At 51.6% G+C, this 19,675-nt stretch carries 20 protein-coding genes; all 20 read left to right on the top strand.

Features of this window, described 5'->3' with window-relative positions; genetic code table 11:
* Positions 1-65: 65 nt before the first annotated feature.
* The 20 genes from QBD29_RS07680 to QBD29_RS07585 all read left to right on the top strand — a co-directional run bounded on the left by QBD29_RS07680 (position 66) and on the right by QBD29_RS07585 (position 19,675).
* Positions 66-1,130, top strand: coding sequence for a maleylacetate reductase (locus QBD29_RS07680; protein WP_280100716.1), 1,065 nt, complete (start codon positions 66-68; stop codon positions 1,128-1,130).
* A 26-nt stretch (positions 1,131-1,156) separates the two neighbouring features.
* Positions 1,157-2,431, top strand: a complete 1,275-nt coding sequence (locus QBD29_RS07675) for an ABC transporter substrate-binding protein (RefSeq protein ID WP_280100715.1) — start codon at positions 1,157-1,159, stop codon at positions 2,429-2,431.
* Between the two features lie 60 nt (positions 2,432-2,491).
* On the top strand, positions 2,492-3,211 hold the full coding sequence (locus tag QBD29_RS07670; protein ID WP_280100714.1) for an ABC transporter ATP-binding protein: 720 nt from the start codon (positions 2,492-2,494) through the stop codon (positions 3,209-3,211).
* A complete protein-coding gene (locus QBD29_RS07665; RefSeq protein ID WP_280100713.1) occupies positions 3,211-3,918 on the top strand; it encodes an ABC transporter ATP-binding protein in 708 nt (235 codons plus the stop codon). Before QBD29_RS07670 ends, QBD29_RS07665 begins: the two co-directional genes overlap by 1 nt.
* Positions 3,915-4,778 carry a branched-chain amino acid ABC transporter permease gene (locus tag QBD29_RS07660; RefSeq protein ID WP_280100712.1) on the top strand — a complete coding sequence of 288 codons (864 nt, stop codon included), beginning with the start codon at positions 3,915-3,917 and terminating at the stop codon, positions 4,776-4,778. Before QBD29_RS07665 ends, QBD29_RS07660 begins: the two co-directional genes overlap by 4 nt.
* Positions 4,778-5,833, top strand: coding sequence for a branched-chain amino acid ABC transporter permease (locus tag QBD29_RS07655; protein ID WP_280100711.1), 1,056 nt, complete (start codon positions 4,778-4,780; stop codon positions 5,831-5,833). The genes QBD29_RS07660 and QBD29_RS07655 overlap by 1 nt, the downstream gene beginning before the upstream one ends.
* 2 nt (positions 5,834-5,835) lie before the next feature.
* Positions 5,836-7,590 (top strand): FAD-dependent monooxygenase, encoded by a 1,755-nt coding sequence (locus QBD29_RS07650; protein ID WP_280100710.1) that lies wholly within the window; start codon positions 5,836-5,838, stop codon positions 7,588-7,590.
* A gap of 9 nt (positions 7,591-7,599) precedes the next feature.
* On the top strand, positions 7,600-8,481 hold the full coding sequence (locus QBD29_RS07645; RefSeq protein ID WP_280100709.1) for an intradiol ring-cleavage dioxygenase: 882 nt from the start codon (positions 7,600-7,602) through the stop codon (positions 8,479-8,481).
* 188 nt (positions 8,482-8,669) lie between these two features.
* A complete protein-coding gene (locus tag QBD29_RS07640) occupies positions 8,670-9,407 on the top strand; it encodes a BtpA/SgcQ family protein (RefSeq protein WP_280100708.1) in 738 nt (245 codons plus the stop codon).
* A gap of 12 nt (positions 9,408-9,419) precedes the next feature.
* Complete coding sequence (locus QBD29_RS07635) at positions 9,420-10,040, top strand: phosphoribosyltransferase family protein (protein WP_280100707.1); 621 nt, start codon at positions 9,420-9,422, stop codon at positions 10,038-10,040.
* A 134-nt stretch (positions 10,041-10,174) separates the two neighbouring features.
* On the top strand, positions 10,175-11,056 hold the full coding sequence (locus tag QBD29_RS07630; RefSeq protein WP_280100706.1) for a LysR substrate-binding domain-containing protein: 882 nt from the start codon (positions 10,175-10,177) through the stop codon (positions 11,054-11,056).
* A 154-nt stretch (positions 11,057-11,210) separates the two neighbouring features.
* Complete coding sequence (locus QBD29_RS07625) at positions 11,211-12,350, top strand: spermidine/putrescine ABC transporter substrate-binding protein (RefSeq protein WP_280100705.1); 1,140 nt, start codon at positions 11,211-11,213, stop codon at positions 12,348-12,350.
* Positions 12,351-12,414: 64 nt separating this feature from the next.
* Positions 12,415-13,275: an ABC transporter permease gene (locus QBD29_RS07620; protein WP_280100704.1), complete on the top strand. Its 861-nt coding sequence runs from the start codon at positions 12,415-12,417 to the stop codon at positions 13,273-13,275.
* Positions 13,272-14,066, top strand: a complete 795-nt coding sequence (locus tag QBD29_RS07615) for an ABC transporter permease (protein WP_280100703.1) — start codon at positions 13,272-13,274, stop codon at positions 14,064-14,066. Before QBD29_RS07620 ends, QBD29_RS07615 begins: the two co-directional genes overlap by 4 nt.
* Positions 14,067-14,068: 2 nt before the next feature.
* Positions 14,069-15,154, top strand: coding sequence for an ABC transporter ATP-binding protein (locus tag QBD29_RS07610; RefSeq protein WP_280100702.1), 1,086 nt, complete (start codon positions 14,069-14,071; stop codon positions 15,152-15,154).
* 9 nt (positions 15,155-15,163) lie between these two features.
* On the top strand, positions 15,164-16,057 hold the full coding sequence (locus tag QBD29_RS07605) for a polysaccharide deacetylase (RefSeq protein ID WP_280100701.1): 894 nt from the start codon (positions 15,164-15,166) through the stop codon (positions 16,055-16,057).
* 4 nt (positions 16,058-16,061) lie between these two features.
* Complete coding sequence (locus tag QBD29_RS07600) at positions 16,062-16,505, top strand: nucleoside deaminase (protein ID WP_347936462.1); 444 nt, start codon at positions 16,062-16,064, stop codon at positions 16,503-16,505.
* Between the two features lie 262 nt (positions 16,506-16,767).
* On the top strand, positions 16,768-17,688 hold the full coding sequence (locus QBD29_RS07595; protein ID WP_280100699.1) for a polysaccharide deacetylase family protein: 921 nt from the start codon (positions 16,768-16,770) through the stop codon (positions 17,686-17,688).
* Complete coding sequence (locus QBD29_RS07590) at positions 17,685-18,482, top strand: formyltransferase family protein (RefSeq protein ID WP_280100698.1); 798 nt, start codon at positions 17,685-17,687, stop codon at positions 18,480-18,482. The genes QBD29_RS07595 and QBD29_RS07590 overlap by 4 nt, the downstream gene beginning before the upstream one ends.
* Before the next feature lie 188 nt (positions 18,483-18,670).
* Positions 18,671-19,675 (top strand): 3-oxoacyl-[acyl-carrier-protein] synthase III C-terminal domain-containing protein, encoded by a 1,005-nt coding sequence (locus QBD29_RS07585; RefSeq protein ID WP_280100697.1) that lies wholly within the window; start codon positions 18,671-18,673, stop codon positions 19,673-19,675.

The following is a 19,675-nucleotide window of genomic DNA, read 5'->3' as shown; positions in this document are numbered from 1 at the left end:
TATTTGGATCAACCGTTCATTTTTAGTGATGTAAGTTGATCTGGAAGCTGCCGCTGAGGAACCGGATGCCCCATCCAAACGCCCAAACAACGCCCGCTGTTCGCGTTCAGTTTGGATCATCGATTAGAAAAACCATCGCCGACGAAGTGCGCCGTCTTGGCGCGTCACAGGCGCTGGTTTTGTCAACGCCAGAGCAGAATGATGCAGCGTTTGAAATGGCAGAATTGCTCGGACCGTTGGCTGCTGGTGTGTTTTGCAAGGCCGAAATGCACACCCCTGTGCGCGTGACCGAAGCAGCCATGGCCCATGTAAACGAAACCAAAGCCGACTGTGTGGTGGCCATTGGTGGCGGATCAACCATTGGGCTTGGCAAAGCGATTGCGTATCGCAGTGACCTGCCCCAAATCACCATTCCAACCACCTATGCAGGCAGCGAAGCCACGCCAATCCTTGGCCAAACGGAGAACGGCGAGAAGACGACGCTGTCTCATCCAAGTGTTCTGCCAGAGGTCATTTTATATGATCCAGAGCTGGTGACGTCCCTGCCCTTACCAATGACAGTTACGTCTGCGTTGAATGCCATGGCCCATGCGGCGGAGGCTCTTTATGCAACAAACCGCACGGGCGAAACCACAGCCATGGCCATTGATGGGTTGCGCGCATTCAGTGAAGAACTGCCAGAGGTTTTGGTCAACCCAACAGATTTAGCCGCGCGCGAAGCAACGCAACGTGGCGCTTGGGCCTGTGGGACGGTTTTGGGGCAAGTTGGCATGTCGTTGCACCACAAGCTGTGCCATACTTTGGGCGGGTCGTTTGATCTGCCCCATGCGCAAACTCATGCGATTATTTTGCCGCATGCCATTGCCTATAACGCGCGGTCTGCACGCGACGAATTGCAGCCGATTTGTGATCTTTTGGGCGGCGAGAATGCCGGTTTGGCCCTGCACGCCTTTGCCCAAAAGCTAAACGCGCCATTGGCGTTGAAAGAATTGGGTCTGAAAGAAAGCGATCTGAATCGTGCGGCGGAACTTGCCACGACCAAACCTTATCCAAACCCACATCCAGTCACCCGTTCAGACATCCGTTTGCTGTTGCAGGCGGCGTGGTCTGGCGACCAACCGATACCATAAATCAAATTGACGTCAGGGAGGACATCATGATTACACGCCGCAAACTACTCCAAACCAGTGCTGCATCGGGCTTAACCCTTGCCGCAGGTTCGCTTGCAGCCCCTGCCCTTGCACAAGGTGCGAAAATTCGTTTGGGCTATGTTAGCCCGCAATCTGGGCCCTTGGCAGCGTTTTCAGAGGCAGACAATTTCATCATTGATGGGTTTCTGAAATCTGAAGCGGGTGCAAATTTCGAGGTTATCGTCAAAGACAGCCAATCCAACCCAAACCGCGCGGCAGAGGTGGCAAAAGAGCTGATTATCGACGATGAGATCGACATGATGTTGGTGGCTTCCACCCCCGAAACAACAAACCCTGTGGCGACAACCTGTGAAGCCGAGGAAATCCCTGTGATTTCGACAGTGGCCCCGTGGCAACCCTATTTCATTGGCCAGCAAGGCAACCCTGGCGATCCGAGCAGCTGGCAACCGTTTGATTTCAGCTTTCATTTCTTTTGGGGGTTGGAGGATGTGATTTCCGTGTTCACCGCCATGTGGAACCAGTTGGAGACCAATAAATCGGTTGGTGCGATTTTCCCGAATGATGGGGATGGCAATGCCTGGGGCGATCCAAATGTTGGCTTTCCGCCAGTGTTGGCCGCGCAAGGGTACACGCTGACAGATACGGGGCGATATCAGAACCTGACTGATGACTTCAGCGCCCAGATCAACGCGTTCAAAGCGGCGAATTGTGATATTGTGACAGGCGTTCCGATCCCGCCTGATTTCACAACCTTCTGGACGCAGGCCAAACAGCAAGGATTCACTCCAAAAGCGGCCAGCATTGGCAAAGCGATCCTGTTTCCGCAAGCGGTGGAAGTATTAGGGGATCAAGGCCACAACCTCAGTTCCGAGGTTTGGTGGTCCCCGTCCCATCCATTCAAGTCTTCGCTGACAGGCCAATCCGCAGGGGTTTTGGCAAATGCGTACACAGCGGCGACCAGCAAGCAGTGGACCCAGCCCATTGGCTTTGTGCATGCGTTGTTTGAAATGGCTGCGGATGTGATGGGCCGCGTGGAAGACAGCCGTGATGTTGATGCCGTGACATCAGCCATTGCCGCGACGCAACTATCATCCATGGTCGGTCGCATCGCGTTCGATGGCGCAGGGTTGCCACCGTTTGCCACCCAAAACGTGGCCAAAACGCCGTTGGTTGGCGGGCAATGGCGCCTGAAAGACGGTGGCGGTTATGATCTGGTGATCGTTGAAAACAGCGATCATCCGAACATTCCGACTGGCGGTAAAATGGAAGTTATTTCCTAAATAAATCGGTGCGCAGGGGGAACCTTGCGCACTTTACCCCGTTTAACCGCTGGAAACCGAATGCCTATTCTGTCTCTTAATTCTGTGTCCAAAAGCTTTGGAGCGCTCAAAGTGGCTGATGAAGCCAGTTTTGACGTGCCTCAGGGCCAGGCGCTCGGGATTATCGGGCCAAACGGTGCTGGGAAATCCACGTTGTTCAACTTGATTACGGGCAACCTAAAGGCGGACAGTGGCAGCATCCATTTTGAAGGGCGCGACGTGACCAAAGTGTCTGCGATGGAGCGATGCCTGACGGGTATTGGGCGGTCTTTTCAGATCCCGCAACCTTTTGAAAAACTCACGGTATATGAAAACCTTTTGGTGGCGGCGACACACGGGCGCAATATGTCCGAAGCGGCAGTTCACGAAGATTGCGTCGATGTGCTGGAGCGTACCGAGCTGATCAAACGTGCAAATACTGTTGCGGGGCAGCTTTCGCTGTTGGAGCGCAAACGGTTAGAATTGGCCCGCGCTATGGCAACGCAGCCCAAATTGCTGCTGCTTGACGAAATTGCGGGAGGGCTGACAGAAGGCGAATGTCAGGCGTTGATTGGAACAATAAAAGATATTCATGCGCAGGGTGTGACGATCATTTGGATTGAACATGTGTTGCATGCGCTGACCTCTGTGGTTGAACGTTTGTTGGTTTTGGATTTTGGCAAGGTCATTGGACTTGGCGATCCAGAAGAGATTATGGCCAGTAAAGAAGTGCGTGAAATCTATTTGGGAATCGATGTCTGATGGCCCTGTTACAAACACATGATTTGACGGCGTATTACGGGGATTTCCAAGCCTTGTTCGGCGTGGATATTGAATTGGCCGAAGCGGAAACCATTGCAATCATTGGCGCAAATGGCGCGGGGAAAACCACACTGATGCGATCCATCGCGGGTGTTTTGAGCAATGGCGCAGAGGCGATCCAGTTTGACGGCAAGGCAATTGGCGCAACGCCATCTGACGAAATCATGGCGCACGGCGTGGCCATGGTGCCAGAGGGGCGTAAATTGTTCCCGTCCCTGAGCGTAGAAGAAAATCTGTTGATCGGAACCTACGGGCGCAAGATTGCAGGGCATTGGACGCTCGACACGGTTTATGACCTGTTCCCGATCCTGCGAGAGCGGCGGCATTCGGCAGGAACGGCCTTGTCTGGCGGACAACAACAAATGGTTGCGATTGGGCGCGCCTTGATGAGCAATCCGCGCGTTTTGTTGTGCGATGAAATCAGTCTTGGGCTGGCCCCTGTCGTGATCAAAGATATCTACAAAGCCGTGCCAGCGATCAAAGCGGCGGGTGCTTCGTTGATCGTTGTGGAGCAAGATATTGCGCAGGCAATGGCGGTTGCAGATCGGGTGTATTGCATGATGGAGGGCCGCGTCACCCTTTCGGGCACGCCCAACGAACTGAGCCGTGACGCCATTCATGATGCCTATTTCGGAGCGGGACATTGATTTGGGTTGATACAATTATCCAAGGCATTTTGCTTGGTGGGCTTTATGCTTTGTTCGCAGCGGGGCTGAGCCTTGTGTTTGGGATCATGCGGCTGGTAAACCTTGCCCATGGGGATTTGATTGTGATGGGGGCTTATCTGATTTTGCTGCTTGTCACGCTGCTTGGCTTGCCACCTTTTGTAGCCGCTGTGGTGGCCATGCCTGTGATGTTTTTTATCGGATGGGCGTTGCAGAAATTTCTGCTGAACCGCACGTTGGGCGATGACATTCTGCCGCCCCTTTTGGTGACGTTTGGCCTGTCCATTGCCTTGCAAAACGCGCTGCTGGAAACGTTTTCGGCAGACAGCCAACGATTGCCCACTAGTGCGCTCACCACTGCATCTATACAGGCTGGACCTATTTCCCTTGGGGCGATGCCGTTGTTAACGTTCGGTTCTGCGATTTTGGTCATTGTGGCGTTGAACCAGTTGTTTTACCGCACCGAACTTGGCCGTGCATTTCGCGCCACATCTGATGACCCGACGACGGCCAGTTTGATGGGCATCAAGCCTGCGAACATCTTTGCCACGGCCACGGGTATCGCGCTGGTCATTGTCACAATTGCGGCCCTGTATCTGGGATTGCGGGCGAACTTTGATCCAAACATCGGCCCAGCGCGTTTGATTTACGCGTTTCAGGCGGTGATTATTGGCGGCCTTGGGTCGTTATGGGGCACTTTGCTGGGGGGGATCATTATCGGTGTGGCGCAAACGATGGGGGCTGCGATCAATCCTGAATGGCAAATCCTGTCCGGCCATATTGCGTTTTTATTGGTGCTTCTGGTGCGCCCACGTGGCCTGTTTCCAAGGGCGAATGACTGATGGCCTATCGTGTAACGACACAAACACCCGCGTCGCGGATTGCTGCGTTTTTTGGCATCGGCATGATCCTTGTGCTGTTTGCCCTGCCCTTGTTCGCGGGACGAGGAACCATTCAAGACATGTTCTTTATCCTGACAATGTTGATTCTGGCGCAGTTTTGGAACCTGTTGGCTGGTTATGGCGGATTGGTGAGCATCGGGCAGCAAGCATTCGTGGGGATGGGGGCTTATGCGCTGTTTGGGGCGGTGATCCTTTGGGGGCTTGACCCCGTTCCCTCCATCCTGCTGGCGGGCGTGGCGGCATTAATCATTGCCGTGCCCACCGCGTTTTTTGCGTTTCGTCTGAATGGAGCCTATTTCGCCATTGGCACATGGGTCATCGCAGAAGTGGTGCGTTTGCTGGTCGCTCAGTGGAAAACGCTGGGCGGTGGCACGGGGACCTCCCTGCCCCGTTCAGCCACGAAAGACATGTGGTTTGTTGACCTGATTCAGGATGGTCTGGGCCTGCGATCTGCTGCATCGCGTGATGTTTTGGCCTATTGGCTGGCGTTGGTGCTGACATTGGCGACGATTGGCGGAATTTACTGGCTGCTGCGCACGCGACGTGGTCTTGCGTTGGCGGCGGTGCGTGACAACGTGGATGCGGCGCAATCTGTGGGTGTGGATGCTAGCCGCATGAAATGGATTGTGTTTCTGACATCCGCCTTTGGCACAGGGGTCGCTGGGGGCCTGATTTACATGCAAAAAGCGCGGATCAGCCCTGATGCAGCCTTTAGCGTAACCGATTGGACGGCCTATGTGATTTTCATTGTGGTGATCGGTGGGATCGGCACAATTGAAGGCCCAATCATCGGCGTGCTTATCTTCTTTGCATTGCAATCCATGCTCGCCGATTTTGGCAGCTGGTATTTGCTGACACTGGGCGTGCTCGCCATTCTAATAATGCTTGTGGCCCCTCGTGGTCTTTGGGGGCTGTTTTCAGAACGCACGGGCATTCAACTTTTCCCTATTCGCCGCACTTTGGTGGGCGGCAAAACACCATCTACAAAGGAATGAACATGGCAGATATCACAACCGAAGTTTTGATCATTGGGACGGGTCCAGCGGGCTCTGCCTGTGCAGCACTGCTTTCGACCTATGGCATCGAGAATGTCGTCATCAACCGCTATCACTGGTTGGCCAACACACCGCGGGCACACATCACCAATCAACGCACAATGGAAGTGCTGCGTGATTTGGGCCGTGACGTGGAAGACGAGGTTTATCTGAACGCCACAGAACAGGATTTGATGGGCGAAAACGTCTTTTGCGAAAGCCTGGCTGGAGAAGAAATCGGGCGGATGAAATCTTGGGGGACGCATCCGCTTTCGAAAGCGGAGCATTTACTGTCTTCGCCATCGTTCATGAATGATTTGCCGCAGACTTTTATGGAGCCGATCCTGTTCAAAACCGCCTGTAAGCGTGGCACGCGGGCGCGGATGAGCACAGAATACAAAAGCCATGTGCAAGATGCAGATGGCGTGACGACCACTTGTTTGGACCGCATGACGGGGCAAGAACTGACCATTCGTTCCAAATATCTGATTGGTGCGGATGGTGGCAATTCAATGGTTGCAGAGAATGAAAACCTGCCTTTTGAAGGGAAAATGGGCGTGGGCGGGTCCATGAACATCTATTTCCGCGCGGACCTGTCCCAATATGTAGCGCATCGCCCATCTGTTTTGTATTGGGTGATGCAGCCCGGCGCAAACGTTGGCGGGATTGGCATGGGGTTGGTGCGCATGATCCGCCCTTGGAATGAATGGCTGATCGTTTGGGGATATGATATCAACGAACCTGCCCCTGTGGTAGACGAAGCCATGGCCACAGATGTGGCACGTCAATTGGTGGGTGATCCAGAGTTGGAAATTGAGCTGATCAACGCAAACACCTGGACGGTGAACGACAGCTATGCCACGCAATTGTCCAAAGGCCGTGTGTTCATCATGGGTGATGCGGCGCACCGTCATCCGCCGTCAAATGGTTTGGGGTCTAATACATCCATTCAGGATGCCTATAACCTTGCGTGGAAACTGGCGGCTGTGTGTCGGGGGCAAGCGGGTGAAGCGCTGCTTGACACCTATAGCGAAGAACGCGCCCCTGTGGCAAAACAGATCGTTACCCGCGCAAACCAATCCATTGGCGAATTTGGCCCCATTTTCGAAGCACTTGGCATGACGGGGGGAACGGACATCGAAGCCATTAAGGCCAACATGGATGCCCGCTGTGGCTCCTCACAAGAGGCTGAGGCTCAGCGCGATGCGTTAAACGCGGCCATTGCGTTTAAGAAATACGAATTCGACGCGCACGGTGTTGAAATGAACCAACGCTATTCATCGAGCGCTGCTGTGACAGATGGTCAGATCGAGCCTGATTTCACGCTCGATTCTGATTTGCATTACCAGCCGACAACGTGGCCAGGCGCGCGCCTGCCCCATGCGTGGCTCTTTGATGCGCAGGGTGGTAAACACTCCACACTTGATTTAGCAGGCGGTGGTGCGTTTACGCTCTTTACTGGGCTGGGTGGCAAAGCCTGGGCAGAAGCGGCCCAAAGCGTGGCCGAACAGCTGGGGATCAATTTGCAAGCCCATATCATTGGTCCAAGACAACAGTATGTGGATCACACGGGCGATTGGTCCCGTGCCAATGAGATCGGAGACTCTGGTTGCATTCTTACCCGTCCTGACCAGCATGTGTGTTGGCGCACAGATACAATGGCCGAGGATGCCACCGCAGAATTAACCCGCGTACTGACAGCCGTTTTGTCGCGATAGGAGATGGATATGACCACGCGAAATCAAGGGTATTTCACCGAAGAAAACTCCGCAGAGGTTGTGACGGGGCAAATTGGCCCTGACACCGATCCACGTCTGGCAGAAGTTATGGCGGCGATCGTCAAACACATGCACGCAGCGGTGAAGGAAATTGAACCCACACAAGAAGAATGGCTGACGGCGATTAAATTTTTGACCGAAACAGGCCACAAATCGGATGACTGGCGCCAGGAATACATTCTGCTGAGCGACATTCTGGGCGTGTCGATGCTGGTAGATGCAATCAACAATCGCAAACCAAGCGGCGCATCAGAATCCACAGTTTTGGGGCCGTTTCACATTCCAGACGCGCCAGAGTTGCCCATGGGAGCCAATATCTGTTTGGATGGCAAAGGTGCGCCGATGTTGATCAAGGGCCGCATTTTGAACACCAAAGGCGAACCGATTTCTGGGGCCAAGATTGATGTTTGGCAAACCAATGATGATGGGTTCTATGACGTGCAGCAAAAAGGCATTCAGCCTGATTTCAATCTGCGCGGTGTGTTTCGCACAGGATCGGATGGCACCTACACCTTTTGGGGTGCGAAACCACGGTTTTATCCAATCCCTGATGATGGGCCTGTTGGGAAACTGTTGGGCAATATGGGCCGCCACCCCTTCCGCCCTGCGCATTTGCATTACATCGTAAGTGCCGACGGGTACGAAGAACTGGTGACGCATATCTTTGATCCTGATGACGAATATATCGGATCAGATGCTGTGTTCGGGGTGAAAGAAAGCTTGCTCGCCAAATTCGAGTTGATCGAAGATGCCGAACAAATCAAAGCAGCAAATCAGACGGGTCCGTATTACGAGGTGGTTCATGATTTCGTGTTAGCGCCCGAAAGCTAAATCAACGTCATTCAGTTTTACGCCACTGTTGATGCCTTGCCCCTTATAGGGCGCATTGCTGAAGCAGTGGCGTTTTAGTTTTGAAAGCTATTTTTCGCACTTATGCGTTTATTAGAATAATAAATTTTTCTCATGTTGGGATTGTCTCTAGGCTATACGCAGACCTTGAAGTGCAGGAAAGACACGAGATGAAACGAGACGAATTTCACACGAAATTTGGAAGCAAAGACCCAATCGTCCTGCCCGTTATTCACGTTTTGGATCACGATCAAGCCGCGCGGAACATTGATGCGGCCATCGCCGGTGGTTGCCCTGGCGTCTTTTTGATCAACCACGATTTTGAAAAAGAAAAACTGGTTCCGATCATTCGTAGCATTCGCGCCGCTTATCCTGACTATTGGATTGGCGTGAATTTTCTTGCAGTGACTGGCGAGTTCGCTTTTCCAATTTTGGGAGAGTTGCAAGCGGATGGCGTGCAGGTGGACGGCTATTGGGCGGATGATGCCTGTATAGACGAGCGGCGCGCCGAAGACGACCAAGAGGATGCACAGCGCATTACGGCCGCACGGGATGCCAGCGGGTGGAACGGGCTTTATATTGGTGGGACGGCTTTTAAAAAGCAGCGCGAAACTGATCCGAGCACTTATGGATATAGCGCCCAGTTGGCCTGCGATCATATGGACATCGTTGTCACGTCTGGCGTGGCAACGGGGCATGCAGCAGATGTGGGCAAGATCAAGACATTTCGTGAAAACTGCGGCGATACCGCCTTGGGGCTCGCATCTGGTATTACGCCAGAAAACGCACACGATTATGCAGCGGATGTTGACCTATTCATGGTGGCAACAGGGATTAATTTTGATGGGGATTTCTACAATATCGACCCTGCCCGCCTGCAAAAACTTATGACTGTAATTCAAAGCTAAGGAGCGGAAATTATGACTATTGATAAAGGCCCAAGAGACGATCGCTGGTACTTTTCGATTATGGCCCCAAACACGAAGGGCGATAAGTTCGCGTGGTTGGACCCAACATCAATCTACATCAACGGCGATGCGTTCCACGATCTGTTGGATGATTTGTGCGCAGAAATTAACCCAGACGAGGTGGACGTGGTCGCAGGTTTGGATGCTATGGGTTTCGTATTGGCGTCTGGCATTGCCACGCGGATCGGCTGTGGGTTCCTGCCTATCCGCAAAGCGGGCAAACTGTGCGTTGATACAGACAGCGCAGCGATGACAAACTATTCTGGTCAGACTCAAAGCATGGAAATGCGTTATCCTGCCTATGCCCCCGGCACACGGGTCCTTTTGGTGGATCAGTGGGTCGAAACCGGCGGCACAATGCACGGCGCTGTTCAGTTGGTTGAACAGCAAGGCGGCATTGTTGCAGGCATGGTTGCGGTTGTCATGGAAGACAATGAAAACACGGCTGAGTATCGCAAGAAATACAAATGCGTTACAGCCATTCAACAGAACACCAAATGGCAAGATCAGGCTAATGCTCAATACCTAGAGAGCTTTAAGACCTATAAGCCAGAAATGGCGTTTCCAAAGTAAGTGTAAATTACGTCACTTACGCGTTTTACGAGCGGCCCTGAATTGTTCAGCGGCCGCTCGTTTGAGTTTTAGGCCATTTGATATTAAATCTAAATCATGCTTCCTTTGTCATATCATTTATTTATAGTGTTCTGATGAGAATTACGAACCTTCCCACTGATCTTTTGCGCACCTTTGTGACCGTTGTAGAGGTTGAGGGCTTTACCCGCGCGGCCGATATTTTGGGGCGCACGCAGCCGGCGATCACATTGCAGGTACAGCGTTTGGAACGGCTTGTTGGCCACAAGTTGATTGTGCGGGTGGGCAAAGAAGTATCGCTGACAGAACAAGGTGAGTCACTGGCGGTATATGCGCGGCAGATATTGCGATTGAATGATCTGGCGATTGCACATTTTGAACCACCGACCAAAGGCACTCTGGTCCGCATTGGGCTGCCCGTGGATTATGCGGTTGATCTGCTGCAATCCAAGTTGACCAAAGTCATCAAAGACAACCCGACCCTGCATATTGAAATCCGATGTGATCTGTCCAAGAACCTTTTGGAATTGTTGCATAAAAACGAAATCGATATTGCTGTTGCCTTGTTTGAAGGGGACGATCAGCAGTTTTTGTTCCAACACTGGCAGGAAGAACCCACATGGGTTGGGCCCGCAGGTTTTGATCTGCCAAAAAACACTGCGATTCCTTTGGTGGTACACCCGCATGGCTGTGTTTATCGGGACCGAATGACCACCGCGCTGAAGCTGGCGGGGTTACAATGGCGCATTGCATTTTCTAGTCCCGGGATTGGCGCGCTGCAAAAAGCGATTAATGACGGATTGGGATTTTCCTGCCTCACAGAACCCACGCTAAAACAAGGCATTCGCAGTTTATCCGCCGCAGATGGATTGCCGACGTTAGAGCCTTTGCACATTGGACTATTCGCGCGTCAGGCGCAGATTGGCTCGGCTGGTTATACGATCATTGACCAGATTGAACAGACATTTGTGAAGCGATCTGCCACCCCTGCAAAATAGCATTAAGATTCTTAATGCCGCCATATAAACCATAAATTTCCAATCGTGATTTTCTTCCAATAGCATTCTTTCACTCAGGGCGCTTGGCCAGCGTTCGCATACGTAAAACGATTGTTTCGTTGCTAAGGGCCGCGCTGCAACAGGGAGATTAAGAATGACAAAAGATGTAAAAACCAAAGTGCTTGGTGTGCCAACGCGCCGTCAGGTGTTGACGGGTGCGAGTGCGGTTGCGCTGACCGCCCCATTTGTGGGTCGCGCATGGGCGTCAACCACCGAGATTAACATGCTGGCATGGTACGGGCATGGTGAACAGGATGTCGTTGGGGAGTTTGAAGCGGCAAACAACGTTAAGTTTGTACCGAAATATTACGCGGGCGGCGACAACATGATGGCGCTGATCGCGCAGTCGCCTCCTGGCACATATGACGTCATTCTGTCTGATGGCGAATTCGTTCAGCAGTTGAACGCAGCGGGTTACATCGAAGAGCTGAACCCTGCGGATTATCCGTTTGACGATATGCTGCACGAAGACTTTACAAAGTTCCCAGGTCACTGGGCCGATGACAAACTGTACTCCATGATGGTTCGTGGTGGGCACTTGGGCGTATCCTACAACAAGAACGCGATTTCCGAAGAAGAAGCACAAAGCTACTCTTGCTTCTGGAAGCCCGAAATTGCGGGTAAAGTTGGTCACTTTGACTGGCACTTGCCCACTTTGGGCATGATGAGCCTTTATAACGGCAATGGTGCAGGTCTGTGGGATTTGGACGACGCAGCATGGTCTGCGGTTCAGGAAACAACATCGAGCTTGCGCCCGCAAGTTGGTGGTTTCTTTGACTACGGCGGCACATTCAACGGCCTGAAAAACGGTGAAATGCTCGCTATGTGCGGCATTGGTGACTGGATCACAGGTGTTCTGGAAAAAGATGGCGCGCCTGTTGGTTCTGTTATCCCGAAAGAAGGCGGCATTCAGTTCACTGAAAGCTATTCCATCGGCAAAGGCAGCGACAAAGCTGACATCGTGAACAAATTCATCCAGTACATGCTGTCTCCAGCAGGTCAGGTGAAGTCTGCGCAAATGGCAGCCTACCCTGGTTTCTGTGTGACCAAAGGCGGTCGTGCCGCATTGATCGAAGCGGATCCGAAAGAGGCGAAGCGGTCTCATCAGATGGACGGCATGTCCAATGATCCAATCGCGTTGATCAACGAAGGTCGCATCCACTACCGCGACATTCCAAAGCAGCAGTCTTTGGAAGATTGGAACGACTATTGGTCAGAGTACAAAAACTCCTGATGTAAAAACCTAACACAGGTGGGCGGATGTTTTGCCGCCCACCTTTTTTGGAGCCAATAGTTGAATGTCCACTAAACCTGCCCGAAAGATAAACATTTACGCGCTGACGTGGCGTTTGCCGATCATTATCTGGCAGATGCTGTTCTTTGTTGGCCCCGTAGTTTTCATGATCGCGATGTCGTTTTTCCTTGTGAAGAACTATCGTATGACCGAAGCGTTTGAATTCGTGAATTGGTCAAAGATGCTGTCGCGAAACTACTTTTGGGACAGTTACTTCTACACGGTTATGATCGCGACATTTTCGACGATTCTGGCCATGTGTCTGGCCTTCCCTGCCGCGTTCACGCTTGCCTTTAAAGCCAGTGAAACCACACGCCGCTGGGCCATTTTTCTTTTGATTATTCCCTTTTTTACCAGCTATCTGGTCAGAACATTTTCGTGGTTCGTTATTCTGTCTGAACAAGGCGTTGTGAATGCGCTGTTGTCGTACCTCGGGCTTGGTCCATACACTATGTTGAACACAAACTTTGGGACGCTGGTCGGGTATATGACGCTGACTTTGCCCTTGGTTGTAATTTTGCAAACCGTGACCATGGCGAACATCGACAAAACCTTGATCGAGGCTGCGCGGAACCTTGGGTGTAAACCGCTGGCCACCATCTGGCGTGTCATTATTCCGCTGTCAAAAACTGGTTTGATCGTAGCGGCCATCTTTTGCTTTATCCTGTCGTTCGGCGACTTTGTGGCCCCCTTCTATCTGGGTGGATCACAGGAACCGACGCTGCCGATCCTGATCTTGGACACAACGAAATCTGGCCAGCAGTGGCCACGCGCCGCGGTGGTTGCGATTATGATGATGGTAACGCTGTTTGCTGTCGCATTCGCAGGCATTGCGCTGGCCTATCGTAAGAAAGCAAGCAGATGAAATCCAATCGCGCCTTAAATTTCTCTTTGTCGATTTACGTAATACTGATTTTCGTATTCGTATTCGCGCCGATCTTCTTTAGCGTTGTCTTTTCGTTCAACTCGCAGCGGTTTCCGACCATTCCTTTGGGTGAGTTTTCGACACAGTGGTACGTGAAGGTTCTAAACGACCCTGACATCTGGCAGGCGGCATTGAACAGTTTGATCGTGTCCAGCTCCACCGCTGTGATTGCAACTATTTTGGGGTTTTGTACGGCCTATTCCGATTATCGGTATAATTTCAAATTCAAAGGGCCTTACCTTGCTCTGATCCTGTTGCCCCCGACCATTCCATTGATCATCATGGCGCTGGCCATGCTGGCGTGGTTGTCAAAAATCGGGATGTCAGGACAGCTGTGGTCCATCATCCTTGCCCATAGCGTTTTGTGCGCCCCCTTTGCGATGGCGGTCATTCGGTTGCGTTTGAACCAGATGGACCCTGATCTTGAATCTGCGTCCTGGAATCTTGGCGGGACCGAATGGGCCACAATGCGTTATGTCATTATTCCGTTTTGCAAACCGTCGATCATCTCTGCGCTGTGTTTGTCCGCGGCGGTATCGTTCGATGAATTTGCCGTGTCGTGGTTTGTCTCAGGGCTGAACAAAACGCTGCCAGTGGCAATTCTTGAAATTGTTCAGGGCAACATCGACCCTCAAGTCAACGCCATCGGTACGTTTGTATTCTTGATCTCCATGACCCTCGTTATCTTGGCGCAAGTCTTTTTTGTTAGCCGCCAAATGAAAGGCACCTAAACATGTCCGAACCTCTTGTTGTCATTGATAAAGTCCAAAAGCACTTTGGGACTTTTGTGGCGGTTAAAGAAATCAACCTCGATATTTATGAGGGTGAGTTTCTGGCAATCATGGGCCCATCTGGCTGTGGCAAAACCACGACGCTGCGGATGCTGGCGGGGCTAGAAGCACCATCAATCGGTGAAATTCGCATGAACGGCCAAGTCATGAACGATGTGGAGCCGCATAAACGCGACACGCCCCTTGTATGGCAGTCCTTGGCCCTATTCCCTTTTTTGACCGCGCGCGAAAACGTTGAGTTCGGGCTCAAAATGCGCGGGGTCGACAAAGAAGAGCGTAAGAAACGTGCGCTTGTCTGGCTAGAAAAGCTTGGCATCTTGGAATTTGAAAATCGCAACGTATCAACGTTGTCTGGTGGACAGAAACAACGGGTGGCCTTGGCTCGCTCTTTGGTGCTGGAACCCAAAATCCTGTTGTTGGACGAACCTTTGTCCGCGCTTGATGCGCATTTGGTAATTCGTATGCAGGCGGTATTGGTGCAGCTGCAAAAAGAGTTGGGCATTACCTTTGTGTATGTCACCCACTCCCAGTCAGAGGCTTTTGCAATGGCGGATCGTGTTGTCATCATGGGCAACGGCGAGATTGCGCAAGTTGGAACTCCCAAAGACATCTACCGCGCACCGCAGAACCAATTCGTCGCAGAGTTCGTCGGGCGCAATAACATCCTGTCAGGCACGGTGTCTAAGATCGCAGATACAACCGCGCATATTGAAACGCCATCTGGTGTTTTCACACTGGATTCTGAAGGGAAGAGTCTGAGCCAAGGTCAAGATGCGACCTTTGTGATTTCTGCGGACTTGGTGCATTTGTCGTGGGATAAACCAACAGCCGAAAACATCGTGCGGTGTAAGCTGATTTCCGAAGAATTCGTCGGCTCCATGGTTACCCTGTTTTTAGAAGACGAAAGCGGACACGAGTTTAAAGTGCAGATGCAAGAACGCGAACTTTCCAAGTTTGATTTGCAGCCAAGCCAAGACATCTGGCTAAGCTGGGATGCAAAAAGCGCCCATTTGCTGGCGGAAATGTAAGGTGGCCTCGTGATCCGAAACCCAATCCCTTGGCCCAATGGCGCCAAATGTGCGGTTGCAATCACGTTTGATATGGATGCGGATAGCCTGATCCATATCGCAAAGCCAGAAGACAGCAGAGACCGGTTGTATCCCATTTCTATGGGGCGATATGGGCCATTGGTTGCCTTGCCGCGCATACTCGACACATACAAACGGTTAGAGCTGAAACAATCATTTTTCATCCCTGGCTGGTGCTTGGAAACCTATCCCGATGTGGCGGACTCAATACTAAAAGCGGGTCATGAGATAGGGCATCACGGATATTTACACGAAGACCCAATAAAAACCCGTGGCAGCCAGCGAGAGTGGTTTGAACGCACATTAGATGTGCATCAGCGGATTTGCGGGCAAGCGCCACGGGGATATCGTGCGCCCGTTTATAACATCACGGATGAGGTGGTTGATCTGATGATCGAGCACAACATGCGATACGACAGTTCGATGATGGCAGATGATATCCCCTATCAGGTACAAACGGCCAAAGGCGCGCTTTACGAAATGCCGGTCCATTGGGGCACCGATGATTGGCCACAGTTCGCCCATTACGATGAAATCGGATATATGATGCCAGTGCGCGGCCCGTCCCAAGGTTTGGCGGGTTTTTGGGAAGAATTCGACGCCCAGTATGATGCTGGCGGGTTCTTTATGCTGATTATCCATCCGTTTTTGACGGGACGACTGGCACGCTGGAAACAGGTGGAAGCTTGGATCGAAAAAACCAAGCTGGAAAAAGATGTTTGGTTTGCAACGTTGGACGAAATTGCCGATCATATGGACAAGCTGCAAAAAGAAGGAATGTGGCATCCGAGTGTGGAACACCTGCCTTACTATGATGCGCCGATCCTGACGAAAGGACCCTGACATGATGACCTCAGAAGACACCAAGTTGCTGCGCGTGGCCTACGAAGAGGCGCTTGCAGGGTATAACGAAGGGGGCTGCCCAATCGGATCCGTATTGGCGCGAGGCGGCGCGGTCGTGTCTCAAGGGCGCAATCAACGCGTTCAAAAAGGCGATCCGATTGCGCATGGTGAAATGGACGCACTGCGCAAGGCCGGGCGTCAAAAGACGTATCGCGATACTACGCTATATACTTCGCTCAGTCCTTGCATGATGTGTACGGGCACAATTCTGCAATTCGGCATTCCTCGGGTTGTAATTGGCGAAAACACCAACTTTGGCGGAAACGAGGATTTCCTGCGTTCCAAAGGGGTGGAAGTCATTGTCGCCAATGATGCGGATTGCGTGGATTTGATGCAGCGTTTCATTACCGAGAAACCTGAATTATGGGCAGAAGACATCGCCGAATAATGGGCGGATTTGGTGGTTGGGGCACTTAAACGCGTTAAAGAATGGCACCGCAGCAGGATCGGGTAGACCTTTTTTAGTTTTCACGCGACACCCAATGACCCTTTTACATCCGAGTATTTTCTGGACCGCCCGTGTGTCTTATCCGTTAATTAACGGTTGGCCTTCGCAGATCAGAACGTATACGAAGCCAAGAGAACAGCATTAAACGGCTTTGGTTTCGTTCTGGGCAGTGATCAGTTTGCCCGACAAAGAAGGAAAAAATATGCATTTCGCACAAATGTATCATCATTTTCACGACGAAATTCATCCTGTGGGTCAGGGGTCAATTTCTGCTGAGGTCTTTGATGATTTGATTAACGCCACCAAACGCCAAGGGAAGACCTTCCTTGAGCCCAATGATTACATTGAAAAAGCGTTAAATGGCACGTTGAAGGATACAGAAACGGCGCTGACTTTCGATGACAGCCTGCGGTGCCAATATGACGTTGCATGGCCTGTGATGCAGGCTCATGATTTGCGTGGTTTTTTCTTTTGTTATACGAATTTGCATTTGCCAGATGTCACAAAGCTCGAATTTTACCGCGATTTTCGCAATGTGTTTTTCGACGACATGGAAGCCTTTTACGCGTCGTTTTTTGAGGCGGTCAAAGCCGACAATGAACAGGCGTTTGATCCGGCACATGCTGCCATTGAAAAGGGTTTCTTGGGCGATTGCGCTTTCTTTACCTATAACGACAAAGTTTATCGTTATGTACGGGATTACGTTCTTGGGCCCAAAAAATACGATGTGATTATGGATCGCATGATGGCCGCTGCAAACTATCCGTTTGCCGAGCGTACAGAATTGCTTTTGATGTCTTCTGCAATGATCCGTGATTTGAGCGACCAAGGCAATGCCATCGGGTTGCACAGCCATACGCATCCCATGGTTATGACCCATTTAACCAAAGAAAAGCAGGCCGAAGAATATGGAACCAACCATGAGATTTTGCAAAATATTACGGGCCAAGCACCGATAACTATGTCGCACCCTTGCGGCCATTATGACGCGACAACGCTGGCAGTTTTACGCGAGCTTGGGGTCACTGTTGGGTTTCGATCCACGATCACACAACGTGAAATCAAATCCCCGCTGGAAATTCCACGCGAAGATCACGCCAATTTAGTAAGGAACATCCTGTGAAGGTAACCGTTTTTACATCGAACCAAACACGCCATTTGCATTTCATTAAGCGGTTGCAAGAGGTCACAAACGATCTGCATGTGGTAATGGAAACCTTGTCCGTCTTTCCAGGAAAGGTTCAGGATTTTTACAACAAATCCGAGCCAATGCAGAGGTATTTCTCGCGGGTTTTGGAAGCGGAAGAAAAGGTGTTTGCCACCAAAGATCACAGCCTGAGCAATATCAACTTGATCCCGTTGCGATCTGGCGACCTGAACCACATGTCTAAGGAACAGTTTGGCACGGCACTTGATGCTGACCTGTATATTGTGTTTGGCGGCAGCTGGATCAGAGGCTGGCTTATTGATTTCCTGATGTCGAAACGCACAGTCAACATTCATATGGGCATGTCCCCGTGGTATCGCGGTGCAGCCTGTAACTTTTGGGCCTGTAAAGACGGCAATCCACAGTATGTTGGCGCAACCTTGCATTTGCTGGCGAAGGGTTTGGATACGGGCGGAATGCTGTACCATGTGCGGCCTGAGCCCAAACTGTACAGTGACAGTTTTGAGTTCACCATGGCGTCCGTTCGCAGTGCGCACGAAGTAATTTTCGAGAAAATCCAAGATGGCAGTCTTTTGTCTGTGCCCCCTGTCGAGCAGGACAAAAGCAAAGAAATTCGCTACACGCGCAACAGCGAATTTACAGATGAAATCGCGTTGGATTGGCTGGAAAACGAGCCCAAACCCGAAGAAATTCGCGATGCGTTGTTGGATGCAGATGCGGAAGAATTTGTTCGGCTGCATTTGCGTTAACTGCTCGCAGTTCACTCAACTTTTCGCTCCGTAAGGTCGGCTTGCCTCAGGCTGTGTGTGGCCCCCTTTAAACAACAAATGTGTCAACGCTCCCGTTGCTTATTCATATGACAGTCAAACTTTGACTTGACGGTTTCGTGATCCTTTATTATGAACATTGTTCAAGTTATTAATTTGGAGTCTCAGTTTTGGCGATTTCCCCCCTATCCATTCGCATTTTAGGCACGGGCCATGCGCTGCCTAAAACACGCCTATTGTCCGAAGATATTGATCGCGACCTTGGCTTTGAGTTGGGGCAGATTGAATCCATGTCAGGTGTCGGCGCACGATGGGTTTGCAAAGATGAAACGCAAATTGATTTGGCCGTTGAGGCCGCCACCCGAGCAATCTCGGATGCTGGCATTGATAAAGACGAGATTGATTTGGTTTTGGGGGCATCCGGATTGCCGTATCAGGCATTACCCACCACAGCCCCTTTGATCATGCGTGGTTTGGACCTGATAGAAGGGTCGGCAGAGGCTCATGATATCAATTCGACCTGCCTGAGTTTTGTGACTGCATTGGATATTGCGGCGGCGCGTATCGCGCTTGGCCATGCGAATACGGTGTTGATCGTGTCTTCCGAAGTGGCGTCTCGTGCTTTGCCGTGGGCCAATCAACCCGATGTGGCTGCTTTGTTCGGTGATGGGGCTGCAGCGGCGGTTGTAACCGCGTCTGAGCCCCAAAGCGCGGCGATCTGTGGTCGGTTGATGCGCACCTATCCTTCTGGCTATGAAGCCAGCAGTATTGTGGCGGGAGGGACGCGCATCAATTATCATTCGGATCCCAAAGCCTTTGCGGAAAACGCGTATTTTCGCATGGATGGCGCAGCGTTGTTTAAACTGACCCACCGCCATTTCCCTGCATTTGTCCAAGATTTGTTGCAGATGTCTGGCTGGTCCGAAAAGGATGTTGATCTGATTGTGCCCCACCAGGCCAGCCCTCTTGCGCTCGAACATATGGTGAAAGCCACAGGATTGGCATCGGACAAAGTGGTGAATATCGCCGCTGATTTTGGCAACCAAGTTGCCGCCTCGATCCCGACTGCGCTTGATATTGCGCGCCGCGACGGGCGGATCAGCGATGGAATGCGTGTTTTACTGCTTGGAACCTCTGCTGGCGTGAGCTTTGGCGGCATGGCGATTGTGGTGTGA

The sequence above is a fragment of the Amylibacter sp. IMCC11727 genome (assembly GCF_029854195.1).
Taxonomy (GTDB): Bacteria; Pseudomonadota; Alphaproteobacteria; order Rhodobacterales; family Rhodobacteraceae; genus Amylibacter.
Note: the sequence above shows the minus strand (reverse complement) of the source record. Positions and strands in the feature narration are given on the sequence as shown.